Below are 21,294 nucleotides of genomic sequence, written 5' to 3' on the forward strand. Positions count from 1 at the left end.
TTATCGCGACTCGTGGTGAGGGCCCACCTCCACTGGGCCACGCGAGGCGCCCCTGGGGGAGGGACAATGTCACGCAGGTCCGTGAACCGTCTCGTCGGTTCGATCGCGTCCGCGGTGCTCATCACCGGGTGGGGACTGGGACCGCAGCTGCCCGCCCACGCAGCCGATCCCGACCCCGGCGTCGACCGGGTCGTCGCCATCCTCGGCGGCGGCAGTGCGACCGAGGACCTCGCGTCGTGGACCTCAGGACTTGCCGCCCTCGGGGCCTTCGGGAAGCCGATTCCCTTCGTGAGCGCCAGCCCGGGCGGGCTGGCGGGACTCGACGACCTCGTCAAGGAGGGCATCGCCGACGAGGTGGCGGGGGCCACCACGTGGGGCGCGCTCGACGCCCTGGACAAGGCGGTGTCGCTCCCCGGAGGCCGGAACGGCACCCTCGACGTCGCCGTCGAGGACCTGGCCGACGGCAAGCGCGTGCACGTGGACCTCACCATCACCCGCACGGCGGCGAAGCAGTCGCTCACCATCAGCTCGGCCGACCCGAAGGTGGAGCTGGCCTCGCCCGAGGGTGTCACCGTCTCGGTCGAGGCAGCGCTCTCGCTGTGGATCGTGTGGACCGGCCCGACGACGAACCGGGTGTACCTCGCCAGCGACGCAGGTCACGCTCCCCGCGTGGACGTGGACGCGACGGCTCATCTCTCGGCCTCGGCGAAGGCTGCCCTCGGCATCCTCGACGTCTCGCTCTCGAGCACCGACTTCACCGTCAAGGCCCACGCGTTCGCGAAGCTCAACGACCCCAACAACGACGGCGTCCTCGCGTTCACCGAGTCCGCCCCCGGCGACGGCGAGCTCGCTGCCGACGGATCGCTCCAAGGCCTGGTCAGCGCCGGACTCGACCCCACAGGCTCGCCCAGTGACCCGGCGACAGCCGGATCCGTCGCCGGAACGCTTGCCGTGCAAGCGGATCCCAGCGGACTCGGCTCGGCGTTCCCGACGTTCTCGGCCGACGTCACCGTCACCTGGCCGAACATCACGTCGGGCGCCCCGGTCATCTCGGCCCCGGACCTCGCCGCGGTCGTCGGAAGGTTCCAGAACATGAGCCTGCGTGACCTCGCCGACGGGCTGGCGCAGGTGGCCACCGCCCTGACGGGGATCCAGAAGGCGAAGTTCGACGCCGACGGGTCGGGCCCCGGCACAGCCATCGCGGGAGACCTCGACCTGCCGTTCCTGCGCGGGACCGTCTCCGACGCTGTCAAGGCGAACGAGGTGCTCGTCGCCTTCCTCAAGGCCAACGTCGTGCAGGCCCCGGACCCCGGGCAGCCGGCTCCGCCCGGGTTCGACGCGAGCACCGTCGGCAACCCGAAGTTCACCTCGCTCCAGGACCTCATCACCAGGCTCAAGGCAGCCGGGATCCCCGTCGACGGCCTCGACTGGAAACCCACGATCGACAAGCTGGCCCTCCACCTGACGATGACGAAGGCGGCGCCCTCGTCGCCGGTGCCGATGGACGCCGGCGCCGCGAAGGTCTCCAAGCCCGGCGCGAGCTATACCTCAGACGGCCTCAGCATCTCCGACGGCACGGCGTGGGAGCCGGGCCAGTGGGTCGGCATGCGCGTCGTGGCCGGCACGTCCGCCGGGGAGATCACCGCGAACACCGCGAGCTCGCTCACCCTCTCGGGCGACTGGATCGGTGGGAAGCCCGCCGACACGACCCCCTTCGTCATCCTCGGCCCGGAGGCGCAGCTCGGCGCCGTCACCTTCGGCGACGGGTTGACCAAGCTCCCTGTGGGAAGTCCTCCCGACGGCCCCCGCCAGGGGATCCTCAAGGCGAACTCCGCCCAGACCTTCGCAACCGTCACACCGTCGTTCACCGCCGACCTCACCCTGGTGCTCGACCTGCAGGAGCCTCGGACCGGCTCGGCGTGCGTGGGCTTCGAGGGGAACACCAAGCCCTGCCCGTTCACCCTGGAGACCGGGACGTTCAAGACCGAGGTGCAATCGCTGCCGCTGGGCGCGGACCGCGTGATGATCCGGACCGGCGTGCCTCTGCTGAAGGCCGACTTCCCGATCGACACGAAGGTCGACCTGACCGCCAACGCCGGCTTCTTCCAGGTCCGGCTGGAAGGCAACCTCAAGGTCTGCAACAGCTCCGCTCCGGCGAACTGCTCCACGCCCGGGACCGGCAACATGCTGACGATCGGCCTCAAGCAGGCCGGTGACGCCCAGCACGACCTCAGGCTGCGCGACCTGTTCAACGGACTGGTGACGGCGACGCCCACCGGCCCGAGCCAGGCCGGGGACCTGCTCGACGTGGCCCTTGACGTTCGAGCGTTCGGCGACCTCACCGTGTCGGTCCCTGACGCGGCCTCCTTCTTCCCCGGCGGCGCGAAGCTCTCCGCGAAGGCGACGTGGAACGACCTGACCAAGACCTCGGGCGCGGACGGACCGCAGTTCGACCTCAGCGACCTCGACAAGGTCTTCGCGCTCGACTTCAAACCCGGCTCGCAGGCCGAGCTGTTCGCCATCGTGCTCAAGACGCTGCAGACCCTCTCCGCCCAGCTCGCCGAGGCACAGCCCGGTGGCACCACGGGGATCTTCAGCACGCAGATCCCGGGAACCGGGACATCCCTGCGCGACCTGCTCCGTCGCGACCTGTCGGGAGTCGGGGCCGGCGTCACCTACGGGGCGGACACCCTCACCGACACCAACCGGACCTTCCCGACCGCCCTGGCCGGCCGCGCGGTCGTCGTGGGCACCCAGGTCGCCGTCGTCAAGCAGACGGACGGGGTGAACACGGTCACGCTCACCAAGCCGTGGGAGACCAAGCCAGCCACCGGCGCGGCGTACACGTTCCGGTCGCCGCTCGACGACGCCCTCGACGCGATGTCGGCGCACCCGCCCCAGAACATCCAGGACCTCGTCGAGGTCCTCACCAACCGCCTCGGGAGCGACGCCCTGAAGTTCCGCTTCCTCGACGACGGTGGGACTCCCAGCATCGTTCTCGACTTCGACTGGACCCGCACGTACACGGCCTCGACCCCACTGCGCCTGCAGCTCGACGGCGTGCCGGCGCTCGTGTCGGCCTCCACGAGCGGGGCGGGCAAGGTCGCCGTCACCGGTGGCGTGGACGTCGCCGTGGTCGTCCCTCTTGCCGTCGGGACCGGGGCCACGGACGCAACCACGCTCAAGGTCCTCGACAGCTCGAAGATCACCGTCAACGCTGCCGCGGAGTTCACGGGCACCGCTGCCGGAACCCTCGGCCCACTGACCGTGTCTGCCGGGATCCCGAGCGACCAGGCCGAGGCCCGGGCCAACCTGAGCCTCGAGCTGGGCAAGACCACCCCGACCAACGCGCCGGTCTCCTTCGGCACCTTCCTGACCAGCCTCACGCCGACGTTCAACGCGAGCAACGACCCGACGAAGGCGACGTGCGGGGAGACCTTGGCAACCGAGCTGATGGTGTGCGGCCGGATCCCGCTCTACGCCACCGTCGCCGGCGGAACCCCGACGTCGCTCGGAACCGCCCACCTCCGCGTGGCGAACTCCACCGACCCGGCCGACCTCACGGATCTCAACGACACGCTGCCCGCGCCCGACAGCAAGCCCGAGCTCGAGGCGCCTGCTGGGCTGGCCACCGCCCTGGCAAACGCGATCGCCGACTTCACCCAGATCAAGCCCGGCCTCGACGGCTATCTCGAGAAGCTCGAACAGGCCCTGCGGCTGGCCACCTTCGACGGCAAGCTGCCGTTCGTCGGCAAGGACCTCCAGCAGGGCGCCGACAAGGTCGCGAAGCTGCGTGCCGAGCTCAAGGCCGAGCTGGGGGCCATCCCCGCGACCCCGGCCGAGGCGCGCACCTACCTCAACACGCAGATCGCCAAGGCGATCGCGGACGCCGGGCTCACCAACACCACGGTGAAGGTCGGCTACGAGTGCTCGGCCAAGCTCGAGCCCGCGGCTGCGCCGACCGTCACGCCGACGCCGGCGGACGGTGGCACGGACCACACCTGGACCTACAAGATCGTCGCCAGCCAGGGCGACGGGACCGGCACCGACGGCGACACCATCCTCTCCGGTGAGGGGTCCTCGCAGACGACGTGGGCCGCGCTCGACAACGATCACTTCAACACGCTGACCTGGCCGTCGGTGACCGGCGCCACGAAGTACAAGATCCTCCGGAAGGACGGGTCGACGTTCGGCCTGGTCAAGGTGCTCGACGCGTCGGCTGGAGCGACCCAGACCTACGTCGACAAGGACCCGACCACCCCGGCGAGCTATGAGCCGGTGACCACGAAGCCGGACCTCGACGCCTGCGCCGCCGAGGCCATCGAGGGCGTCAACATCACCATCGACCTCAATGTCGGCGAGGTCGACACGACCCTCGGGTGCAAGCCCGGGACCGGGTGCCTCGGTGATGGCCAGACCCTGCCGCTCGACATCGGCATCCCGGGACTCGCCCTGCGGGCCGGGGACGCCGACGCCATCACCTATGGCCTCGGGCTCCAGCTGCACCTCAAGGCCGGCATCGACACCGACCGCGGCTTCTTCGTCCACACCCACGACGCGGCGGCGCCGGAGTTCCGGGTCGGAGCCCGCTTCGACATGCCTGCGTCCATGAAGGCCGAGCTGGCCTTCCTCGACATCGACGTGACGAAGAACAACGGCACCGTGCCGCTCTTCGCTGGTGCCTTCATGATCGACGTGAGGTCGGGCGACGCCAGCGAGACGGCGAGCTCCGTTCTGACGATCAGCGACTTCGGGACCCTCGACCCGTCGAAGCTCTTCGACATCAAGCTGACCGCTGCGATCAACGCCGACTGGATCGTCAAGGCGAGCGCCTCATCGGTGCTGCCGGGCGTCCAGGCCAACTTCGTCCTCGAGTGGGGCTTCACGAACAAGGACCTCAAGAACCTCGGCTTGCCCAAGATCGACTTCAAGGCGGTCAAGCTCGATGCCGGCGGCTTCTTCTCCGAGCTGCTCGGACCGGTCCTCAACAAGATCAAGTCGGTGACCGGCCCGATCCAGCCGGTGATCGACACGCTCTACGCGCCCATCCCGGTGCTCTCCGACCTCAGCAAGCTGGCCGGGGGCGGGGACGTCAGCCTCATCACCCTGGCCAAGGCGTTCAACACGTTGGCCGGTGGGCCCGATCTCGAGTTCGTGGAGCGGATCACCGCCTTGGTGACGCTCGTCAACAACATGCCCCAGTGCGGTGGTGGCGCCAGCTGCCTCATCGACGTCGGTGCCTTCACCGTGCCGGGGGACAAGGCCCTGGCCACGAGCGTGTCGCCGACGAGCGCAGACACCCTCGTCGTCAAGGATCCGGCGACCAAGACGGGTGACGCCCTCAAGACCGAGCTCAACACCAACGGCGGCAAGGGCACCGTCTTCGGCACCGGGGCCGCCGGAGCAGGATCGGCCAACAAGTCCGGCTTCACCTTCCCGATCCTCGACAACCCGGCATCGATCTTCAACGTCCTCATGGGCAGCGACGTCGCGCTCGTCGAGTTCGACAGCGGCCCGCTGACGCTGGGCTTCACCTGGCGGCAGTCCTTCGGCCCCGTCTACGCGCCACCGCCGGTCATGGTGACGCTGTCCGGCTCGGCCTCGGTCTCCCTGCGGTTCATGGCCGGTCTCGACACTGCGGGCATCCGCTACGCCGTCGAGGCCGCCCGGACCGGCGAGCAGGTCAAGGCCCTGAAGATCCTCGACGGGCTCTACTTCAAGACGACCGACAGCAGCGGCAAGCCCGTCCCCGTGGTTCGGCTCGACGGCGAGATCGCCGCCGGCGCGTCGGTGACGGCGCTCATCATCGAGGTCGGCATCGAGGGTGGCCTGCACCTGACGATCGGCTTCCACTGGAACGACCCCAACAACGACGGCAAGTTCCGCGTCAGCGAGTTCCTCCAGGCAGCCATCAACAACCCGCTCTGCCTCTTCACGACGACGGGCCGGCTCAGCCTCTTCCTGCGCGTCTACATCACGATCGGGTTCTCCCCGTTCAGCACGACCTTCTCGTTCACGCTCGCTGACATCACGCTGCTCGACTTCACGGCGCAGCCGGACTGTGAGCCACCGCCGCCGCGGCTCGGCGGCACCGTCGGGACGACCCTCGTCGTCTTCGCCGGCATGTTCGCGACCGACGAGGAACGCGGCACCCCGTGGGGGAACACGGCCGACACCGAGGCCGATGTGGTCAAGGTGACCGAGCTCCACTTCGCGCAGCGGCCCGGCGACGACGCCGGCACCAACCCCGACTTCGACGGTTTCGCCGTCCAGATGCTCGGTGAGCGGCGCGACTACCTCGACACGAGCCTTGAGCGGGTCGTCGTCGACGGCCGGGGCTCCACGGCTCCGCTCATCGTCAGCCTCGTCGGCGACGGCAAGAAGGAGACGAACCCGTCGACCCCGACCACGCAGGCGGACCTCACCGTCTTCAGCAAGGACGCGGTCGTCATCGGGTCCGACCATGCCGACCAGATCCAGACCGGCACCGGCTCGTCCTGGGTCGACGGCGGCAAGGGCGACGACCGGATCGTGACCGCGGACGGCGTGGGCAAGGTCGCCCACGTGGCTGGTGGTGACGGCGCCGACGCGATCACCACCGGTGAGGGTGACGACTTCGTCTCAGGCGACGGCACACTCGGGACGCCGGAGCTCACCCGGACCGTGCAGCTCAACGCCGTCGACAAGAAGAACCACGGCGAGGCGGAAGAGCAGCTCGACGGCCTCATCGACTGGACCCAGCTCACCACCGACCCGACGACCGGCTCGCAGACCGGCACCGGGATCGACATCATCAGCGTCGGCCTCGGCGTGAACCGGGTCAACGGCGGCGCCGGTGACGACAAGATCGGCGTGGCGGCGGACCGGCCCGACGGCCTGGGCGGCACCGTGACGTCGAAGGGCAACGTCCTCATCGGCGGCCTCGGCAGCGACAGCATCGCCGGAGGCACCGCCACGGACACGATCTACGCCTCCACGGAGACGACGTTCGGCGTCGACAGCCCGGGCCCCGCTGACACCTTGACCGTCAAGGACGGCAAGGACATCCCCAACATCATCGAGACCGGGACGGGCAACGACGTCGTCTACGGCAGCAACGCCGAGGACATCGTGACGAGCCATTCCGAGAAGGCCCAGAAGGCCCGCATCCTCGGTGGCGGCGGTCCCGACGCCCTGGTGGGCGGCTACGGCAGCGACGAGATCTTCGGCGGGCCCGGGGACGACTACGTCATCGCCGAGCCGAGCGAGGTCGGCGCGCTGGGCAGCACCCAGCACCAGATCGAGGGGGTCTCCTTCGGCCTCAAGCGGACGGTCACGCACCTGCCACTTCCGCCGAACACCTCGCCCTCGGCCAAGACCCTGGTCGGCGGTCTGGGCAACGACCACATCCTCGGCGGTGACGGGCCCGCCTCGATCTTCGGCGACACCCTCCGCGACACCGCCACGGTCGGCGCGGCGGCGAACGAGACGTGCCGTGACGGGTCGCCCGTCACCTCCGACCCCGTGCCCGAGGGCACGACGTCGGGCACGGGCGACGGCAACGACCTCATCGAGGGCGGCGCCGGCGTCGACACCGTCTCCGCGGGTGGCGCGCGCGACCGCGTGCTCGCCCACGGCTCCGCGGACCTGGTCTGCGGCCAGCAGGGCGACGACGTCCTCCTCGGCGGCGACGGCCCGGACCGCATCTGGGGTGGCTCCGGCAACGACCGCGCCTACGGCGAGGCCGACGCCGACCTGGTCTTCGGCAACGACGACGAGGACCAGCTCTACGGCCAGGGCAGCACGGACGTCATCGAGGGCAACGACGGCAGCGACCGCGCGAGCGGCGGCGACGGTGACGATCTGGTCTACGGCGGAACCCGCCACGCCGGCCGCGCCGACACCGGCCCGGCCAGCGATCCGGACGCGGGAGACATCCTCGCCGGTGACACCGGGGTCGACATCCTCATCGGGGACAACGGCACCGTCGACGACCCGCTCAACACGGGGGACGCGCGGGCCATCCCGCTCGACCTGGACGGGGCGACACCCACCGCGGGTCGGGGTGACCTGATCTACGGCGGTGACGGCACCGACACCGCGTACGGCGGCCTCGGCCCGGACAAGGTCAACGGCGGCAACGACGCCGACCACCTCGAAGGCAACAACGACTCGGACGTCGTCCACGGTGACGCGGGCGAGGACGAGATCGTCGGCGGCTCGTTCCAGCAGGCCGCGTCGGGCATCGGTCGCCCCGATGCCGGGGACGTCCTCCACGGCGACGCGGGTCCGGACCTGATGGCCGGCGACAACGCGATCCTCGCGTCCGCGGCGACCGAAGCCGACGCGACCGCCGTGACGAGGATGCGCGGATTCGCAGCCAACCACGGCGTCCAGCTGCTCGACCTCGACCCGACCGACACCGCAGGAAACTGGGGTGCGGACGAGATCTACGGCGGCGACGGCGAGGACGTCATCTTCGGCCAGCGTGGCGACGACCGGATCAAGGGCAACGCCGAGGACGACTACGCCGAGGGCGGCCCCGGCATCGACTGGGTCGAGGGGAACGCCGGTGACGACGACCTCGTCGGCGGCAGCTCCGACCCGTCCGGGGGTGCGGACGAGACGACAGCGGGTCAGGGCGACGTCGCGGACGCGCTCTTCGGCGGTCCCGGCGACGACGTGGCCTTGGGGGACAACGGGCAGGTCCTCCGGCCCGGAGCCGGCCAGACGCCATCGTCCGTCACCGTCCGGCTGGGCAGCACCTCCGGCGCGGCCATGACGCCGCGCGTCATCCAGGTCTGGGACCGCAGCACCGGCACCGGCTACCTGGCCGCGCCGCCGGCGTCCCGCTACGGCGCCGACCGGATCTCCGGCGGTGACGGGGTGGACGTCCTGCTCGGCCAGGACGGTGACGACGTCATCACCGGCGACGCACACGGGGACTACGTCGAGGGCAACGGGGGAGCCGACTCCATCTTCGGCGACCTCGCCTTCGGCACGGCGTCCGCGCACGGCACCCCGGCAACGCCGCTGGCAGCGACATGGCCGGGAACCCCCAGCGCTGCCGCGCTCCGCGTGGGCACGAGCACGACGCCCGGCCAGGACGACCTCATCGGTGGCACGCCGACCCCCGCCTACCGCGACGGTGGCGACACCATCGAGGGCAACGGTGCTGACGACGTCATCCTCGGCGACGACGGGTCGCTCCTGCGCACCCTGCAGGGCACCCCCGGGTCGCTCACCGAGCAGGTCTACACGGATCGCTACCCGGACGGCGACGTCCCGGCGGATGCCACGCGGTCCCGGACGCACGACCCGGCGCTGCCCGGCCCGAGCACCCGGTTCTGCCTCTCGGCCCCCACGGCGACGACGTGCGACCAGACCGGGGCCTCCGGCAACGACAGGATCTGGGGTGACGGCGGCAACGACGGCATCTGGGGCCAGGACGGCAACGACCAGATCTCCGGTGGCGACGGTGACGACGACCTCTACGGGGAGCTGGGCGATGACCGGATCAACGGCGATGCGGGCGAGGACGCGATCCTCGGCGACCGCGGGGGCGTCGTGAACCAGCGCCTCAGCGCCGGCGACGAGCCGATGCAGTTCACGGAGACCCTGCAGAACCCGCCGATGGAGACCTTCACCGGCTTCCGGCGGGGCGACTACGACCGGCGCGCGGACCTACTGCACGACGTCGACGGCGACCAGTGGATCGGCACGTCGACGGGCACACCCATGCCGCACGCCGGGCTGACGGAGGGCGGTCGCGACCTGATCCGTGGCGGACCCGACGCGGACACCATCCACGCCGGCTTCGGGGACGACGTGGCCAACGGTGACAGCGGGGGCGACGACGTCCTCGGCGGCGACGGCGAGGACGTCCTCTGGGGCGGCCGTGGCTGTGACCCCACGCTGGACGCAACCAGCCCTGACTGCCTGACCGGGGGCGTCTTCGACGGGACGTCGCGCGGAGCCGACGACCGTTTCATCGACCACGTCTTCGGCGGCCGGGGCGAGCCGGACCCGGCCAAGCAGCAGGTCCTGGGCTCCGACATCATCGACCTGCGGCCGCGTGGCGACTACGCGAGCTGCGTGCCGGGCGACTGGCCGGTGACCGACGGGACCAAGAAGGACCCCGTCACCAACGACCCATGCCTCTGGTTCGAGATGACCGACACCCACGACGTCGACCTCGCCAACAACAACCACCACCAGGGCACGGACTGGCTCTACGGCGGTTGGGACCGTGACGTCATGCAGGGCGATGTGGCGGCCAACGGGCCGAACCCCGGCGACCGCCTCATCGACTGGAGCGGTGTCTACAACCTGTACACCCACTGCAACGCGTCCTACGGCGGGTTCAACGACATCCGCCAGATGTCGCCGGACCTGCTCGCCTTCCTCCAGCACCTCGCGTGGGCGTCGGGGGCCGGCCGCGAGGCCGCGGACGTGACCACACCGGGCACCTCGGCCTTCGTCGAGCTGGCGCTGGTCTACACGGCGGACATCAACGACCACGCCTCGGGCCCGGCCTACCCCACCACTCCGGGGCACTTCGAGGAGGCCGCCTGCGAGCCGTGATCCCGCCGCCCGCTCGCACTCGGGCGCGCTGACGTGAGGAAGCCAGCCCAGCGGCATACGGACCATTCCGTATGCCGCTGAGCCGGCTTCCGCAGAACCGGTTTCAAGCGGGTTGGGGGTGGTGGCTTCCGCGGGAGCGCGCCATCGCTGCGCCCGCACCGACGAGGGCGATCCCACCCAGTGCCCCGAGACCGATCTGGATGAGCTCGACGGTGCCGCCCTCCGGGACGAACGGCCCGTCCGGCGGGGGCCCGGGACCCTTGATCCCGTTGCCGATCGGGTCCGGGAGGACGACTGCCGGGCCCTGACCCGCCATGGCGGGCAGGGCGGTGGCGAGGGTGAGGATGCCGCTTGCCGCGAGCATGGCGAGCGACCTTCGTCCGAGATGTGCGTTGATGGTCATGATGTGTTCCCTGTCTGAGTCGTGAAGGTGGACACCACCAACTCTGCGTTCGGTCTCACGCGGCGCACATCGGGTACTGCTCCTCAGTTCTGCGGGACTTCTCCTCAGATCCTCCGCCCGCTCGTCGCGGGCCCTCGCCCGTCGCGCCGGGCCACCCGGCCCAGGGACGGTCGTGCACAGTGGGTGAAACGCCCGCGCCGGCGGGCTGGCGGGGCGAGGATGGTATCCGTGGGGTCGTGGACCGTCATGGTCGGTCGTGACGCCGAGCAGCGCGCGCTGGCGGCGGCGATCGAGGCCGCGAGGACGGGAACGCCGTCGGCGGTGCTGGTAGGCGGGGAGGCCGGGGTCGGCAAGACCCGGCTGGTCACGGAGGTGACGGCGGCGTTCGAGCAGCGCGGGGTGCGTGTGCTGTGGGGTCGGTGTCTGCGCTTCGGTTCCGCTGAGTCGTCGTTGCAGCCGATCGGGCGCCTGCTCACGCAGTGGTTCCGGCAGGCCGACGTGGCGGAGCGCGAGCGGGTGCTGCACGGTCTTCCGATCGGGAGGCTGGCGCAGATCGCGCCGGTGCTGGGCGACGGTGCTGGAGAGGCGTCGGGTCAGCTGATCCCAGCTCTGGCCACGGTGCTTGAGCGAATCTCGGAGGCCCAGCCTTCGGCCGTCATCATCGATGACCTGCAGTGGGCGGACACGACGTCGCTGGACCTGCTCGCATACATCGTGGCTGGCTTCGGTCGCGGTCAGGATCTCGTCGTTCTCGCCACGTATCGGGACAGCGACCTCCACGAGGGGCACCGGTTGCATGGTTGGCTCGCCGACGTGCGCCGACTGCCCTTGGTCGCCGAGCTGCATCTGGAGCCGCTGGGGCTCCAGGACACCGAGGACCTGGTCGCTGCCCTCTGCGGGCAGGAGGGCGCGGTCGCTCGAGGTGCCGCGGTGTTCGAGCGGTCGGGGGGTAACCCGTACCTGACCGAGCTGCTCGCGCTGGCGTCTTCGGCCGGCGGTCACCAGGGCGCCGCGGGTCTGCGTGACGCCCTGCTCGCGTCGTGGCACCGTCTCAGCCCACCAGCCAGGGAGATGGCGCAGCTGCTGGCGGTGGGCGGGCGACCGGTGGACCGAGTCATTCTCGAACACCTCGCAGTGGTCAAGGGGCTGTCACTCGAGTCGATTCGAGGCTGCGTCCCCGAGATCGTCGGGGCTGGGCTCGGCACGGTCACACCAAGCGGACAGGTGTGGTTCAGGCACCCGCTGCTCAGCGAAGTCCTGGTCTCCACCCTGTCACAAGGGGAGCTGCGGGAGGTGCACGGTGAGTACGCCCGTCTCTGGGCAGCGGCCTCGAACGCGGCCCCGGCAGGTCGCGCCGCGCACCTGGCGCTGCACCACGCCGGCGCTCACCACTTCGACGAGGCGTTCGAGTGGTCGTTACGCGCCGCGGACGCGGCGGCAGGCTTGTTCGCGTGGCCGGAGGAGTTCGAGCACCTCCACCGGGCTTGTCAGCTCTGGACGCGCGTCTCCGCGGCCGGCCGCGGAACCGGGGTCGAGCGAGTGCCGCTGCTCGGGAGGACCAGCGACAGCGCCATCCGCGCCGGCGAGTACCACCTCGCCCTCCAGCTCCGCGAGGCGGCGCTGCGGCTGGTCGACCGCCGAGCGACGCCGCTGGTCGCAGCCCGGCTCCAGATCAACCTTGACCTGTTCCGGCGCTGGTGCGGCCGGTCTGCCATGCCGATGATGGAGCCTGAACTGCTGTCGCTCACCGAGCGGTTCCCGCACAGCCCCGAACGTGCGATCGCCCTGTCCCAGCTCGCCATTTCCGAGGTCTGGGCCGGCCAGCCCACCGCCGCGCACCATGCCGACGAAGCGGTGCTGGTGGCTCGTCGGAGCGGCTCCGACGAGGCCTTGTCCTGGGCGCTCGGAGCCCGGTCACAGACCCGCTGGGAAGAGCCCGCAGGACTGGACGACGCCGAGCGGGCCATGGTCCATGCAAGGGCCAGCGGCGATCACATCCTCGTCACGGAAGCCGTTGGCTACTGGGCCAACTGCCTCCTGGGGGTCGGTCAGCGTGCAGCGGCCGCGGACCGGATGTCGGAGGTCTTCCGTGGGCTCATGGCGACAGGTTCCTTCTATGAGGCGGTCGACCTCCTGCCCAGTATCGGCCAGCATCTCACTGAGCTCGGTCGCTGGTCAGAGGCGCGCGACCTGCTGCGCGAGGGTCTGAGCCGCCGGATCACGTCCTCGCGCGGAGGAGACCTGCGGCGAGTAGCCGCGGACCTTGCCGCCAGGACCGGCGATCTTGCGGCGGCGCGCCAGCACCTGGCTCGAGCCCGAGAGCTCTCGTCCCAACGGCGGCTCCTCGGTGGCTTCGTGATCGCGCCCGAGGCACGAGTCGCCGTTGCACAGGGTGATCAGGTGCAAGCGCTGTCCATCATCGCCGAGGGAATTCCCGCGATGCGGACTGTGGACGCTGACTCGGCAGACGAACTGCTCGTGTGGGCGGCGCGAGCGGCCGCCGATCTTGCCACCAGACCGGGCGAGCACGTCAACGCGGTCGGCTGGCTCGAGAAGATCGAACGGCTGCGTGGTCGCACACCCCCACCCTTTGGGCCGAGAAGGCCAGAGAACGCGTTCATCGTGGCTTGGGCGCGGCTCTACGCGGCTGAGGCGGAGCGTTGCCGCGACGGCGGACCCCGGCGGCCCGAGCTCTGGACCGACGCGGTCGCCGCGTGCGCCAGGGCTGGTCTCCCATGGGAGCAGGCTCTCGCTTCGTACCGACTGGCTCAGTCTCTGCTGTCGACCAAGGGCAATCGGACCCAAGCGGCCTCGGCCTTGCGTGAGGCCGCCCGGATTGCAGGGGAGCTGGGCGCCGCTCCGATCCTGGCCGACACGGCCTCCCTGGCCGCGCAGAGCCACATCTCCCTGACCGAGCACGCGCCCGCCGACCCCGAGGCCAAGCTGCCAGAGGTCTTCATCGGGCTGACGCGTCGCGAGCGTGAAGTGCTCGGCCACCTCGTGGTGGGCCGCACCTACGCAGAGATCGCTCGTGACCTCTTCATCAGCGACAAGACGGTCAGCGTGCACGTGTCCAACCTGCTGCGCAAGACGGGAACGTCCAGCCGGATCGAGCTGGCCGACCTCACCCGCAGCCTCGATCCAGAGTAGCGACTCGCAGGCGTGGCCGCCGTGGGCTGAGGTCTCCCGGGTGGAAGCCGAGGGGTCAGGCCCGGGCGAGGTCGGCGGCGAGCGCCAGAACGCGGTCCGCGACCTCGCGCGCGGCGTCGACCGCCTGCGCGTCGAACGAGATCCGGGTGCGCCTCTCGACCAGGTCCGCTGCCGTGAGGGCACCCTCGTGCAGCACGCCGAAGAGCAGCTCCACGCCCAGGGTGGGGCACGAGTCACTGACCGGACGCATGAGCTCCGGGTGGGCGAGCCCAAGGGCCGCCACGTCGGTCGCCTCGGTGCCATAGCGCCGGACGAGGCGTTCGGGAGCCGGGACCCGGGACAGCACCTCCCGCGAGGCGGCGCCGACGAGGGGGAGGGAGCGGGTCCGGCAGCTGGCAGGGGAGCGAACCCGGCGGCATACGGCATCGACGGTGGCCTCGGCCATCTGCCGGTAGGTCGTCAGCTTGCCCCCGGTGATGGTGACCGGCCCCCCGGGCTCGTCGACGAGGAGATGCCTGCGCGAGACGTCGGCGGTGGGACCGTCTGCGGCGGTGGTGACGAGCGGTCGCAGCCCCGCGTAGCGCCCGACGACGTCCGACTCGGCGAGCGGCTGCTCGAGGACCTGGTTGATCGTGTCGAGGAGGAACCGGGTGTCGGCGCAGGGCACCTCCGGGGCCACGCCGTCCACGTCCCCGACCGGCTCGTCGGTGAGGCCGATGATCACGAGGCCGTCGGACTGCGGCATCGCGAACACGAAGCGGCCGAAGTGGCCGGGGACCGGCGCGGTGAAGATGGCCCGCGGGCGACCGACCGCTTCGCTGCGGACGACGACGTGCGAGCCCCGGCTCGGCTTGATGTGCACGGACGGCTCGTGCTCGCCGGCCCAGACGCCGGTCGCGTTGACCACGTGGCCGTGCGCGGTGAAGGACTCGCCGGCGAGCTCGTCCCGGAGCGTCACCGTGGTGTCGGTGAGCTCTGTCGCGGCGCAGCGCGTCACGACATCGGCTCCGTGGGCGACCGCCGTCCGGGCGATCGCCGTGCCCAGCCGGGCGTCGTCCTCGAGCTGGCCGTCCCAGAAGAGGAGGCCGCCGCGCAGTCCGTCCTGGCGAAGGCCGGGCGCCATCACCAGGGCCTCTGACGCGCTGATGCGGGACGGCCTCGGGAGCAGGTGTCGCGAGGTGTGGGAGGCCAGGCGCAAGCCGTCAGCCAGTCGGATGCCGGCCTCGGTGAGCAGCCCCAGGGGCGGCGGCGTCGAGCCGTCGAGCGGCACGATGTTGGCGGCGGCGCGGGTGAGGTGGGGAGCGATCGTCGTCATCAGCGCATGTCGCTCCCTGGCCGACTCCCAGGCAATCCCGACATCGCCCTTGGCGAGGTAGCGCAGGCCACCGTGGACGAGCTTGCTGCTCCACCGGCTCGTCCCCGCGGCGAGGTCGACCCGCTCGATGAGTGCGGTGCGCAGGCCACGAGACGCGGCGTCGAGGGCGACCCCGGCACCGGTCACTCCGCCGCCGACGACGATGCAGTCATAGCGGCTCGTCGCCAGGCTCTCCAGCGCTCGGGCCCGGGCCCGGCGGTCGATCGCCGGTGCGGTCATCGCCCGTCCCCTTGCCCGTGCTCTGGGTGCGAGGCAGGTGCCAGGTAGCTCGACACGAGCCGGCGCACCTCGGCCAGGACGTGGGCCCGGTCATGGTCGCCCGTGAGGATGCGCATCCCGACGACGAACGGGGTCAGGGCCTGAAGCAACACGCGGGCCGTGAGGTCCGGGTCCGGGGCGACGATCGACCCGTCCGCGACCCCGGCGCGCAGAGCGGCGCTGAGCGCGTCGAGGGCGAGCAGCTGGCTGCGGCCGTATCGGTCGACGAGGTAGGGGAGCAGCAGGTCCGGGTCATGTTTGAGCAGGGCCCCGACGAGCGGCGCCTCGCTCAACGCGTCCACGAGGGCGACGGCCATCTCGACGACGGTGTCTCGGCCGGTCCGCGGCGGTGCCTCCGAGGCGACGCGGGCGGCGCCGTCCTCCATCGTCCGAGTGAACTCTGCGACGAGCGCGTCGAGGACCAGCTGCCTGATCGTGCCGCCCCGCCGGTGCACGGTGACGCGGGAGACCCCGGCGCGGTGCGCGATGGAGGTGGCTGTGGCCCTCCGGACGCCGTAGTCGAGGACCTCGTCACGGACCGCGGCGAGGAGGGTGTCGTCGGGACTCGTCATGGATTCACTGTACCGATGTAACAATTCATGTAAAAGTGTTTCACATGAACGATCTCGTCACGCACTCCATCCCGCGATCCGTGTGGCACGGGTGGGGGGACCCGGCCGAGCGACCCGCGCTCGGCGACGAGGCCTGGACGGAGCTGGCCGCGCGGATCGGCGTCGACCGGAGTGACGTCGCGCCGCCCGTCCCCATCGATGAGGTGCGACTGCGGCCGTCGAGGCTGGGCGAGGCCCCCTTGGCCGCGCTCGCCGGAGCGGTGGGACCGGAGCACGTGCACACCGACCGCAGGTGGCGGATCGAGCACGCCGGCGGCAAGAGCTATCCCGACCTCTACCGCCTGCGCACCGGCGACGCCTCCCAGGCCCCCGACGCGGTCGTCGTGCCGGGGTCGGCGGCCCAGGTGGGCGAGGTGCTCCGGGTGTGTGAGGAGCACGGCGTGGCGGTGGTCCCGTTCGGTGGGGGGACGAGTGTCGTCGGCGGTGTCGGTGCGGTCTCGGACGGCGCGAGTGGGCCAGGCCGTCAGCGTGCGGTCGTCACCCTGGACCTGCGCCGGCTCACCCGCGTCGTGAAGGTCGACCCCAAGAGCCGGCTGGCGACGCTGGAGGCGGGGCTCCGGGGGCCCGAGATCGAGCAGTCGCTGCACCCGCACGGCCTGACGCTGGGCCACTATCCCCAGAGCCACCAGGAGGCGACCGTCGGCGGCTACGTGGCGACGCGGTCCGCCGGACAGGCGTCCACGGGCTACGGCAGGGTCGACGACCTCGTCGTCGGGGCGCGCGTCGTCACCCCCAGGGGCGAGCTCGTGCTCGGCGGCCGGGCGCCCGCCTCCGCCGCGGGACCCCGCCTGCTCGACGTCGTCGTCGGCAGTGAGGGAACGCTCGGGGTCATCACCGAGGCGACCGTCCGCGTGGCGCCGCTGCCGACCGTGAAGCGGCACGGCGCCTGGTTCTTTCCTTCCTTCGCGGTGGCCGCGACGGCCCTGCGCACCCTGGTCCAGTCGGTCGGCCACGGCGGGATGCCCGACGTCTGCCGCCTCTCCGACGAGGACGAGACGCGCGTCAACCTGACGTTGGCCGGAGCGATGGGCCAACGGCTGCTGCGCTACACGGACCTGCGGGGGACCTCCACGCCGGCCCTGCTGGTGCTCGTCTGGGAGGGCACGGACCGTAGCGAGGTCCGGCACCGCCGGACCGCAGCGGGCCGCGTCCTCAGCCGGTGTGGCGGACGTCGGCTACCCGCCCAGGTTTCTCGGGCGTGGGAGCGGACGCGCTTCTCGGGGCCCTACCTTCGCGACGAGCTGATGGACCGTCGGGTCCTCGCCGACACCCTCGAGACGGCGACGACGTGGGACAACCTGCCCCGCCTGCACACCGCTGCGCGGGCAGCCATCAGCGGTGCGCTCGAGGTGGAGGGGCGGCGCGCCGTCGTCATGTGCCACGTCTCGCACGTCTACGCCGCCGGGGCCTCGCTCTACTACACCTTCCTGACGGCGGCGGCGGAGGACCCACTCGCGCAATGGCGCTCGGTGAAGACGGCGGCCAGTGACACGATCATCCGCGCCGGGGGCACCATCACCCATCATCACGCGGTGGGCACAGACCACCGAGCGCACCTCGCCGCCGAGATCGGGCCGCTCGGGGTCGGCATCCTCCGCGCGCTCAAGGAGCAGCTGGACCCCGCCGGCATCCTCAACCCCGGCAAGCTCATCCCGGACCTGCCGCCCGGCCCGCCCGGCGAGGAGACCGCGCCGACAGCGCAGCACGCACGGGCGGGAGCATGAACGGAGCCACCGCGGACCGCACCATCCTCGTGGTCAGCCCCGTCTCCGGGGGTGGGCGTGCGCTGCGAGCGTCGCGTCAGGTGCATGACGTCCTCGTCGCGCAGGGGCGTTCGCCGGAGCTGGTGATCACCGAGAGCGGTGACCACGCCGAGTCGGTCGCGGCCGGGGCGGGCCCGTCAGACCTCGTCGTGTCACTGGGCGGGGACGGACTCCACTCGCGAGTGGCCGCCGGGGCCGTCCGCGGCAGGGCCGTCGTGGCGCCCCTCCCTGGTGGCCGCGGCAACGACTTCGTCCGCGCCCTCCGGGTGCCGCAGGATGCTCGGGCCGCGGCGGAGGCGCTGTCGGTCGCGACCCAGCGCCGGGTCGACGTCGGTCGAGTCGGAGACCGTCATTTCGTCGGGGTGGCGAGCGTCGGCTTCGACAGCGTCGCCAACACCATCGCCAACGAGACGACGTGGCTCGCAGGTCCCCTCGTCTATGCGTGGGGTGGGTTGCGGGCGCTGCTCGCCACGCGTCCCCGGTCCTTCCACATCACGGTCGACGGCGAACGCCGCAGTCTCGTGGGCCTCAACGTCGCCGTCGGCAACTCCGGCAGGTACGGCGGGGGAGTGCGCATCTGCCCCTCCGCGGAGCTCGACGACGGGCACCTCGACCTGGTCACGGTGGCCCACGTGTCGCGGGCCGCCTTCGCGCGGATCCTGCTGCACACCCTTCCTGGAACTCACCTCTCCCGTCCCGGTGTCTGCACCGGTCGCGCTCGCACCGTCCACATCGACGCAGACGAGCCGCTCGTGCTCTTCGCGGACGGCGACCCGGTCGCAGTGCTTCCGGTCGAGATCACCTGTGAGCCAGGGGCGCTGCGGGTCCTGGCCTGAGACGGACGGCGCGTCCCAGGGGAGCCGGCCCAGCGGCATACGGCATGAGGCCTGAACCCCGACGCGACTCAGCCTGGACCTGCCGACCGGGCACTCAGCCGATGAGCTCGAGGAGCAGCTCGACGGCGCGGTTGGCCGCCTTGTTGCCGGCGGGGTCTCGGACGACCGCCGCGATGTGCCGGATCGGCTGCGGCGGAGCGATGGGCACGACGCGGACCTGGGGGTCGGAGGTCGGGAGGTGAGCGGCGAGCCCGGGAATCACCGTGATACCGACGCCGGCCCGGACGAAGGCGATCGCCGTGTAGTGGTCCTGGGCCTGCACCGCGAACCGCGGTCGGAAGCCGGCCGCCTCGCAGGAGGCCGCGAGGATCTTGGAGCAGATCGCCTGGGGCAGGTCGTTGCTGATCCAGGTGTCGCCCTCGAGGTCGGCGAGGGTGACCGCGGACGAGTCGGCGAGCGGGTGGTCGCCGGGGAGCAGGGCGACGTAGGGGTCGACAGCGAGGGGGATCCGCCGCGAGCCGTGCGGGTCCTGTGCTCCGGCCACCTCGACGAGGATGTTGAGGTCGAACGGTGCACCTCCGCGCCTCGGGATCTCGTTGAGGACGAGCTCGAGGGTGAGGTCGGGCATCTCCGCGCTGAGCCTGCGGGCGAGCGTCGGCATCCACTCGGCGCCCGCCGACGTGAAGTAGCCGATCGTCAGCCGGCCCGAGCGCCCCTCGCGCAGGTCGGTGACGACGCTGTCGAGCTTGCTGAGCTCCCCCATCAGGTCGTTGGTGTGAGCGACGAGGGAGCGAGCCGCGGCCGTGGGGGACAGCCCCCGACCCTCCCGCTCGAAGAGGGTCAGTCCGGTCTCCTTCTGCAGGGCCGAGATCTGCTGGCTGATGGCCGACGGCGTGTAGCCGAGGTTGTCCGCGGCGGCCTGGATCGAGCCGCTGGCCATGACGGACCGGAAGACCCTAATGCGATGAGTGTCGAGCATGCTCCCACTCTATAGGCAAACTTAAGAGTGGTTTAGAAAACATCGCTTGTGCTGAAGCGTTCGAGGTCGAATGATGGAGACATGAGCACGACACCCTTCCCGTCCCTCGGTTCCCTTCGCGCCCTCGCCGCCAGCCGCCGTCGCGGCTTCGTCGCCGGGTCCACGTGGTCGTCGGTCGTGGACCGTGACCTGGACCGGATGGCTGCCGAGCTGCTCGTCCTCTCCCACGCCGATGCGGAGCACCTCGCCGCGACCGCGGAGCCGGCCGTCCGCCCGCTGGCCCTGCCGCACCGCGTGGCCCGCGCCTTCAGCCACGCCCGCCCCGCGCGGACGGCCCCCCGTCCGCGAGCCAGCTGAGCGCACTCGGGCCTGCTGGGTGGGCGCCCCGAGCCGGCGCCAGGACTACGGCACCGGAGGCGCGATGTCCTGCTGGGCCGGCAGCTCGTCCTGGCGGACGAGACCGACCGGGCACGTCATGCCGTTCGGTCCGTGGTTGCAGTAGCCGCCGGGGTTCTTGTGCAGGTAGCCCTGGTGGTAGTCCTCGGCCAGGTAGAACGGCCCCGCGTCGTCGGCTGAGCGGATCTCCGTGGTGATGTCGCCGTGGCCGTGCTCGTGCAGGACCCGCTGGAAGGCGTCGCGCGTCGCGCGGGCCGCCTCCTCCTGCCCGGGAGTGGTCCAGTAGATCGCCGAGCGGTAGGCCGTGCCCACGTCGTTGCCCTGACGGTTGGCCGTCGTCGGGTCGTGGTTCTCCCAGAACGCCTTGAGCAGCAGCTCCGGCGACGTCTGGGCCGGGTCGTAGACGACTCGCACGGTCTCCGCGTGCCCGGTCAGGCCGGTGCACGTCTCCTCGTAGGTCGGGTTGGGCGTGTAGCCCCCCATGTAGCCGGCCGCGGTGTTGACCACGCCTGGCAGCCGCCAGAAGATCCGTTCCACGCCCCAGAAGCACCCCATCGCGACGTACATCACCGCGGAGCCGTCGGGCCAGGGACCCTCGAACGGCGTGCCGAGGACGACGTGAGCTGGTGCCACCGAGAAGGGGCGCTGGTCCCGCCCGGGGAGGGCATCCTCACGGTCGGGCATCGTGGTCTTCCTGCCGAATCCGAACACCATCTGAGTGTCGTCCCTTCGTCGCGTGTGGCCACTTTCGTTGGTCCAACGCCCAGACACCCTGCCGTATGCCGCTGGGCTCGGTGCCGTCCGAAGCGGTCGGCTCCGCGCGTGGCTGCTCCCGTCTTCCCCCGGAGTCGAGTGTGCAGTTCGGGTCGCGGATGGGCGGCACGAAGTGCACATGCGACTTAGTGGTTGGGCTGAGGGCAGCGCCGCTGGGAGCCGGCC

General features: G+C 71.2%; 10 protein-coding genes. 5 read left to right on the top strand and 5 right to left on the bottom strand.

The features are described from left to right. The first annotated feature begins 66 nt into the window (after nucleotides 1-66). Entirely contained in the window at nucleotides 67-10,563 is a 10,497-nt protein-coding gene (locus INTCA_RS19785; protein WP_013491822.1) for a calcium-binding protein, read from the top strand. Nucleotides 10,564-10,666: 103 nt separating this feature from the next. Here INTCA_RS19785 and INTCA_RS04945 read toward each other — a convergent pair whose 3' ends face one another. Then, nucleotides 10,667-10,966 carry a hypothetical protein gene (locus tag INTCA_RS04945; RefSeq protein ID WP_013491823.1) on the bottom strand — a complete coding sequence of 100 codons (300 nt, stop codon included), beginning with the start codon at nucleotides 10,964-10,966 and terminating at the stop codon, nucleotides 10,667-10,669. 228 nt (nucleotides 10,967-11,194) lie between these two features. Between INTCA_RS04945 and INTCA_RS20450 the strand changes: the two genes are divergently transcribed. Then, nucleotides 11,195-14,116, top strand: coding sequence for a helix-turn-helix transcriptional regulator (locus INTCA_RS20450; RefSeq protein ID WP_041307280.1), 2,922 nt, complete (start codon nucleotides 11,195-11,197; stop codon nucleotides 14,114-14,116). A 55-nt stretch (nucleotides 14,117-14,171) separates the two neighbouring features. Here the strand turns inward: INTCA_RS20450 and INTCA_RS04955 are convergent, their stop codons facing one another. Together INTCA_RS04955 and INTCA_RS04960 are read right to left on the bottom strand one after the other, a co-directional pair. Then, nucleotides 14,172-15,710: a glycerol-3-phosphate dehydrogenase/oxidase gene (locus tag INTCA_RS04955; RefSeq protein WP_013491825.1), complete on the bottom strand. Its 1,539-nt coding sequence runs from the start codon at nucleotides 15,708-15,710 to the stop codon at nucleotides 14,172-14,174. Then, on the bottom strand, nucleotides 15,707-16,321 hold the full coding sequence (locus INTCA_RS04960; protein WP_013491826.1) for a TetR/AcrR family transcriptional regulator: 615 nt from the start codon (nucleotides 16,319-16,321) through the stop codon (nucleotides 15,707-15,709). The genes INTCA_RS04955 and INTCA_RS04960 overlap by 4 nt, the downstream gene beginning before the upstream one ends. A gap of 44 nt (nucleotides 16,322-16,365) precedes the next feature. Here INTCA_RS04960 and INTCA_RS04965 point away from each other — a divergent pair, with 44 nt between their 5' ends. Both INTCA_RS04965 and INTCA_RS04970 read left to right on the top strand, forming a co-directional pair. Further along, the gene (locus tag INTCA_RS04965) at nucleotides 16,366-18,105 is read left to right on the top strand and encodes an FAD-binding oxidoreductase (protein ID WP_013491827.1); all 1,740 of its coding nucleotides are present in this window, start codon (nucleotides 16,366-16,368) and stop codon (nucleotides 18,103-18,105) included. Next, the gene (locus INTCA_RS04970) at nucleotides 18,102-18,980 is read left to right on the top strand and encodes a diacylglycerol/lipid kinase family protein (RefSeq protein WP_013491828.1); all 879 of its coding nucleotides are present in this window, start codon (nucleotides 18,102-18,104) and stop codon (nucleotides 18,978-18,980) included. The genes INTCA_RS04965 and INTCA_RS04970 overlap by 4 nt, the downstream gene beginning before the upstream one ends. A gap of 94 nt (nucleotides 18,981-19,074) precedes the next feature. Here the strand turns inward: INTCA_RS04970 and INTCA_RS04975 are convergent, their stop codons facing one another. Next, nucleotides 19,075-19,959, bottom strand: coding sequence for a LysR family transcriptional regulator (locus tag INTCA_RS04975; RefSeq protein WP_013491829.1), 885 nt, complete (start codon nucleotides 19,957-19,959; stop codon nucleotides 19,075-19,077). Nucleotides 19,960-20,040: 81 nt separating this feature from the next. Between INTCA_RS04975 and INTCA_RS04980 the strand changes: the two genes are divergently transcribed. After that, entirely contained in the window at nucleotides 20,041-20,316 is a 276-nt protein-coding gene (locus INTCA_RS04980) for a hypothetical protein (protein WP_013491830.1), read from the top strand. A gap of 45 nt (nucleotides 20,317-20,361) precedes the next feature. Here the strand turns inward: INTCA_RS04980 and msrA are convergent, their stop codons facing one another. Continuing rightward, nucleotides 20,362-21,039, bottom strand: coding sequence for a peptide-methionine (S)-S-oxide reductase MsrA (gene msrA / locus INTCA_RS04985; RefSeq protein ID WP_218916288.1), 678 nt, complete (start codon nucleotides 21,037-21,039; stop codon nucleotides 20,362-20,364). Nucleotides 21,040-21,294 lie beyond the last annotated feature (255 nt).

This window comes from Intrasporangium calvum DSM 43043, assembly GCF_000184685.1.
Classification (GTDB): domain Bacteria; phylum Actinomycetota; class Actinomycetes; order Actinomycetales; family Dermatophilaceae; genus Intrasporangium; species Intrasporangium calvum.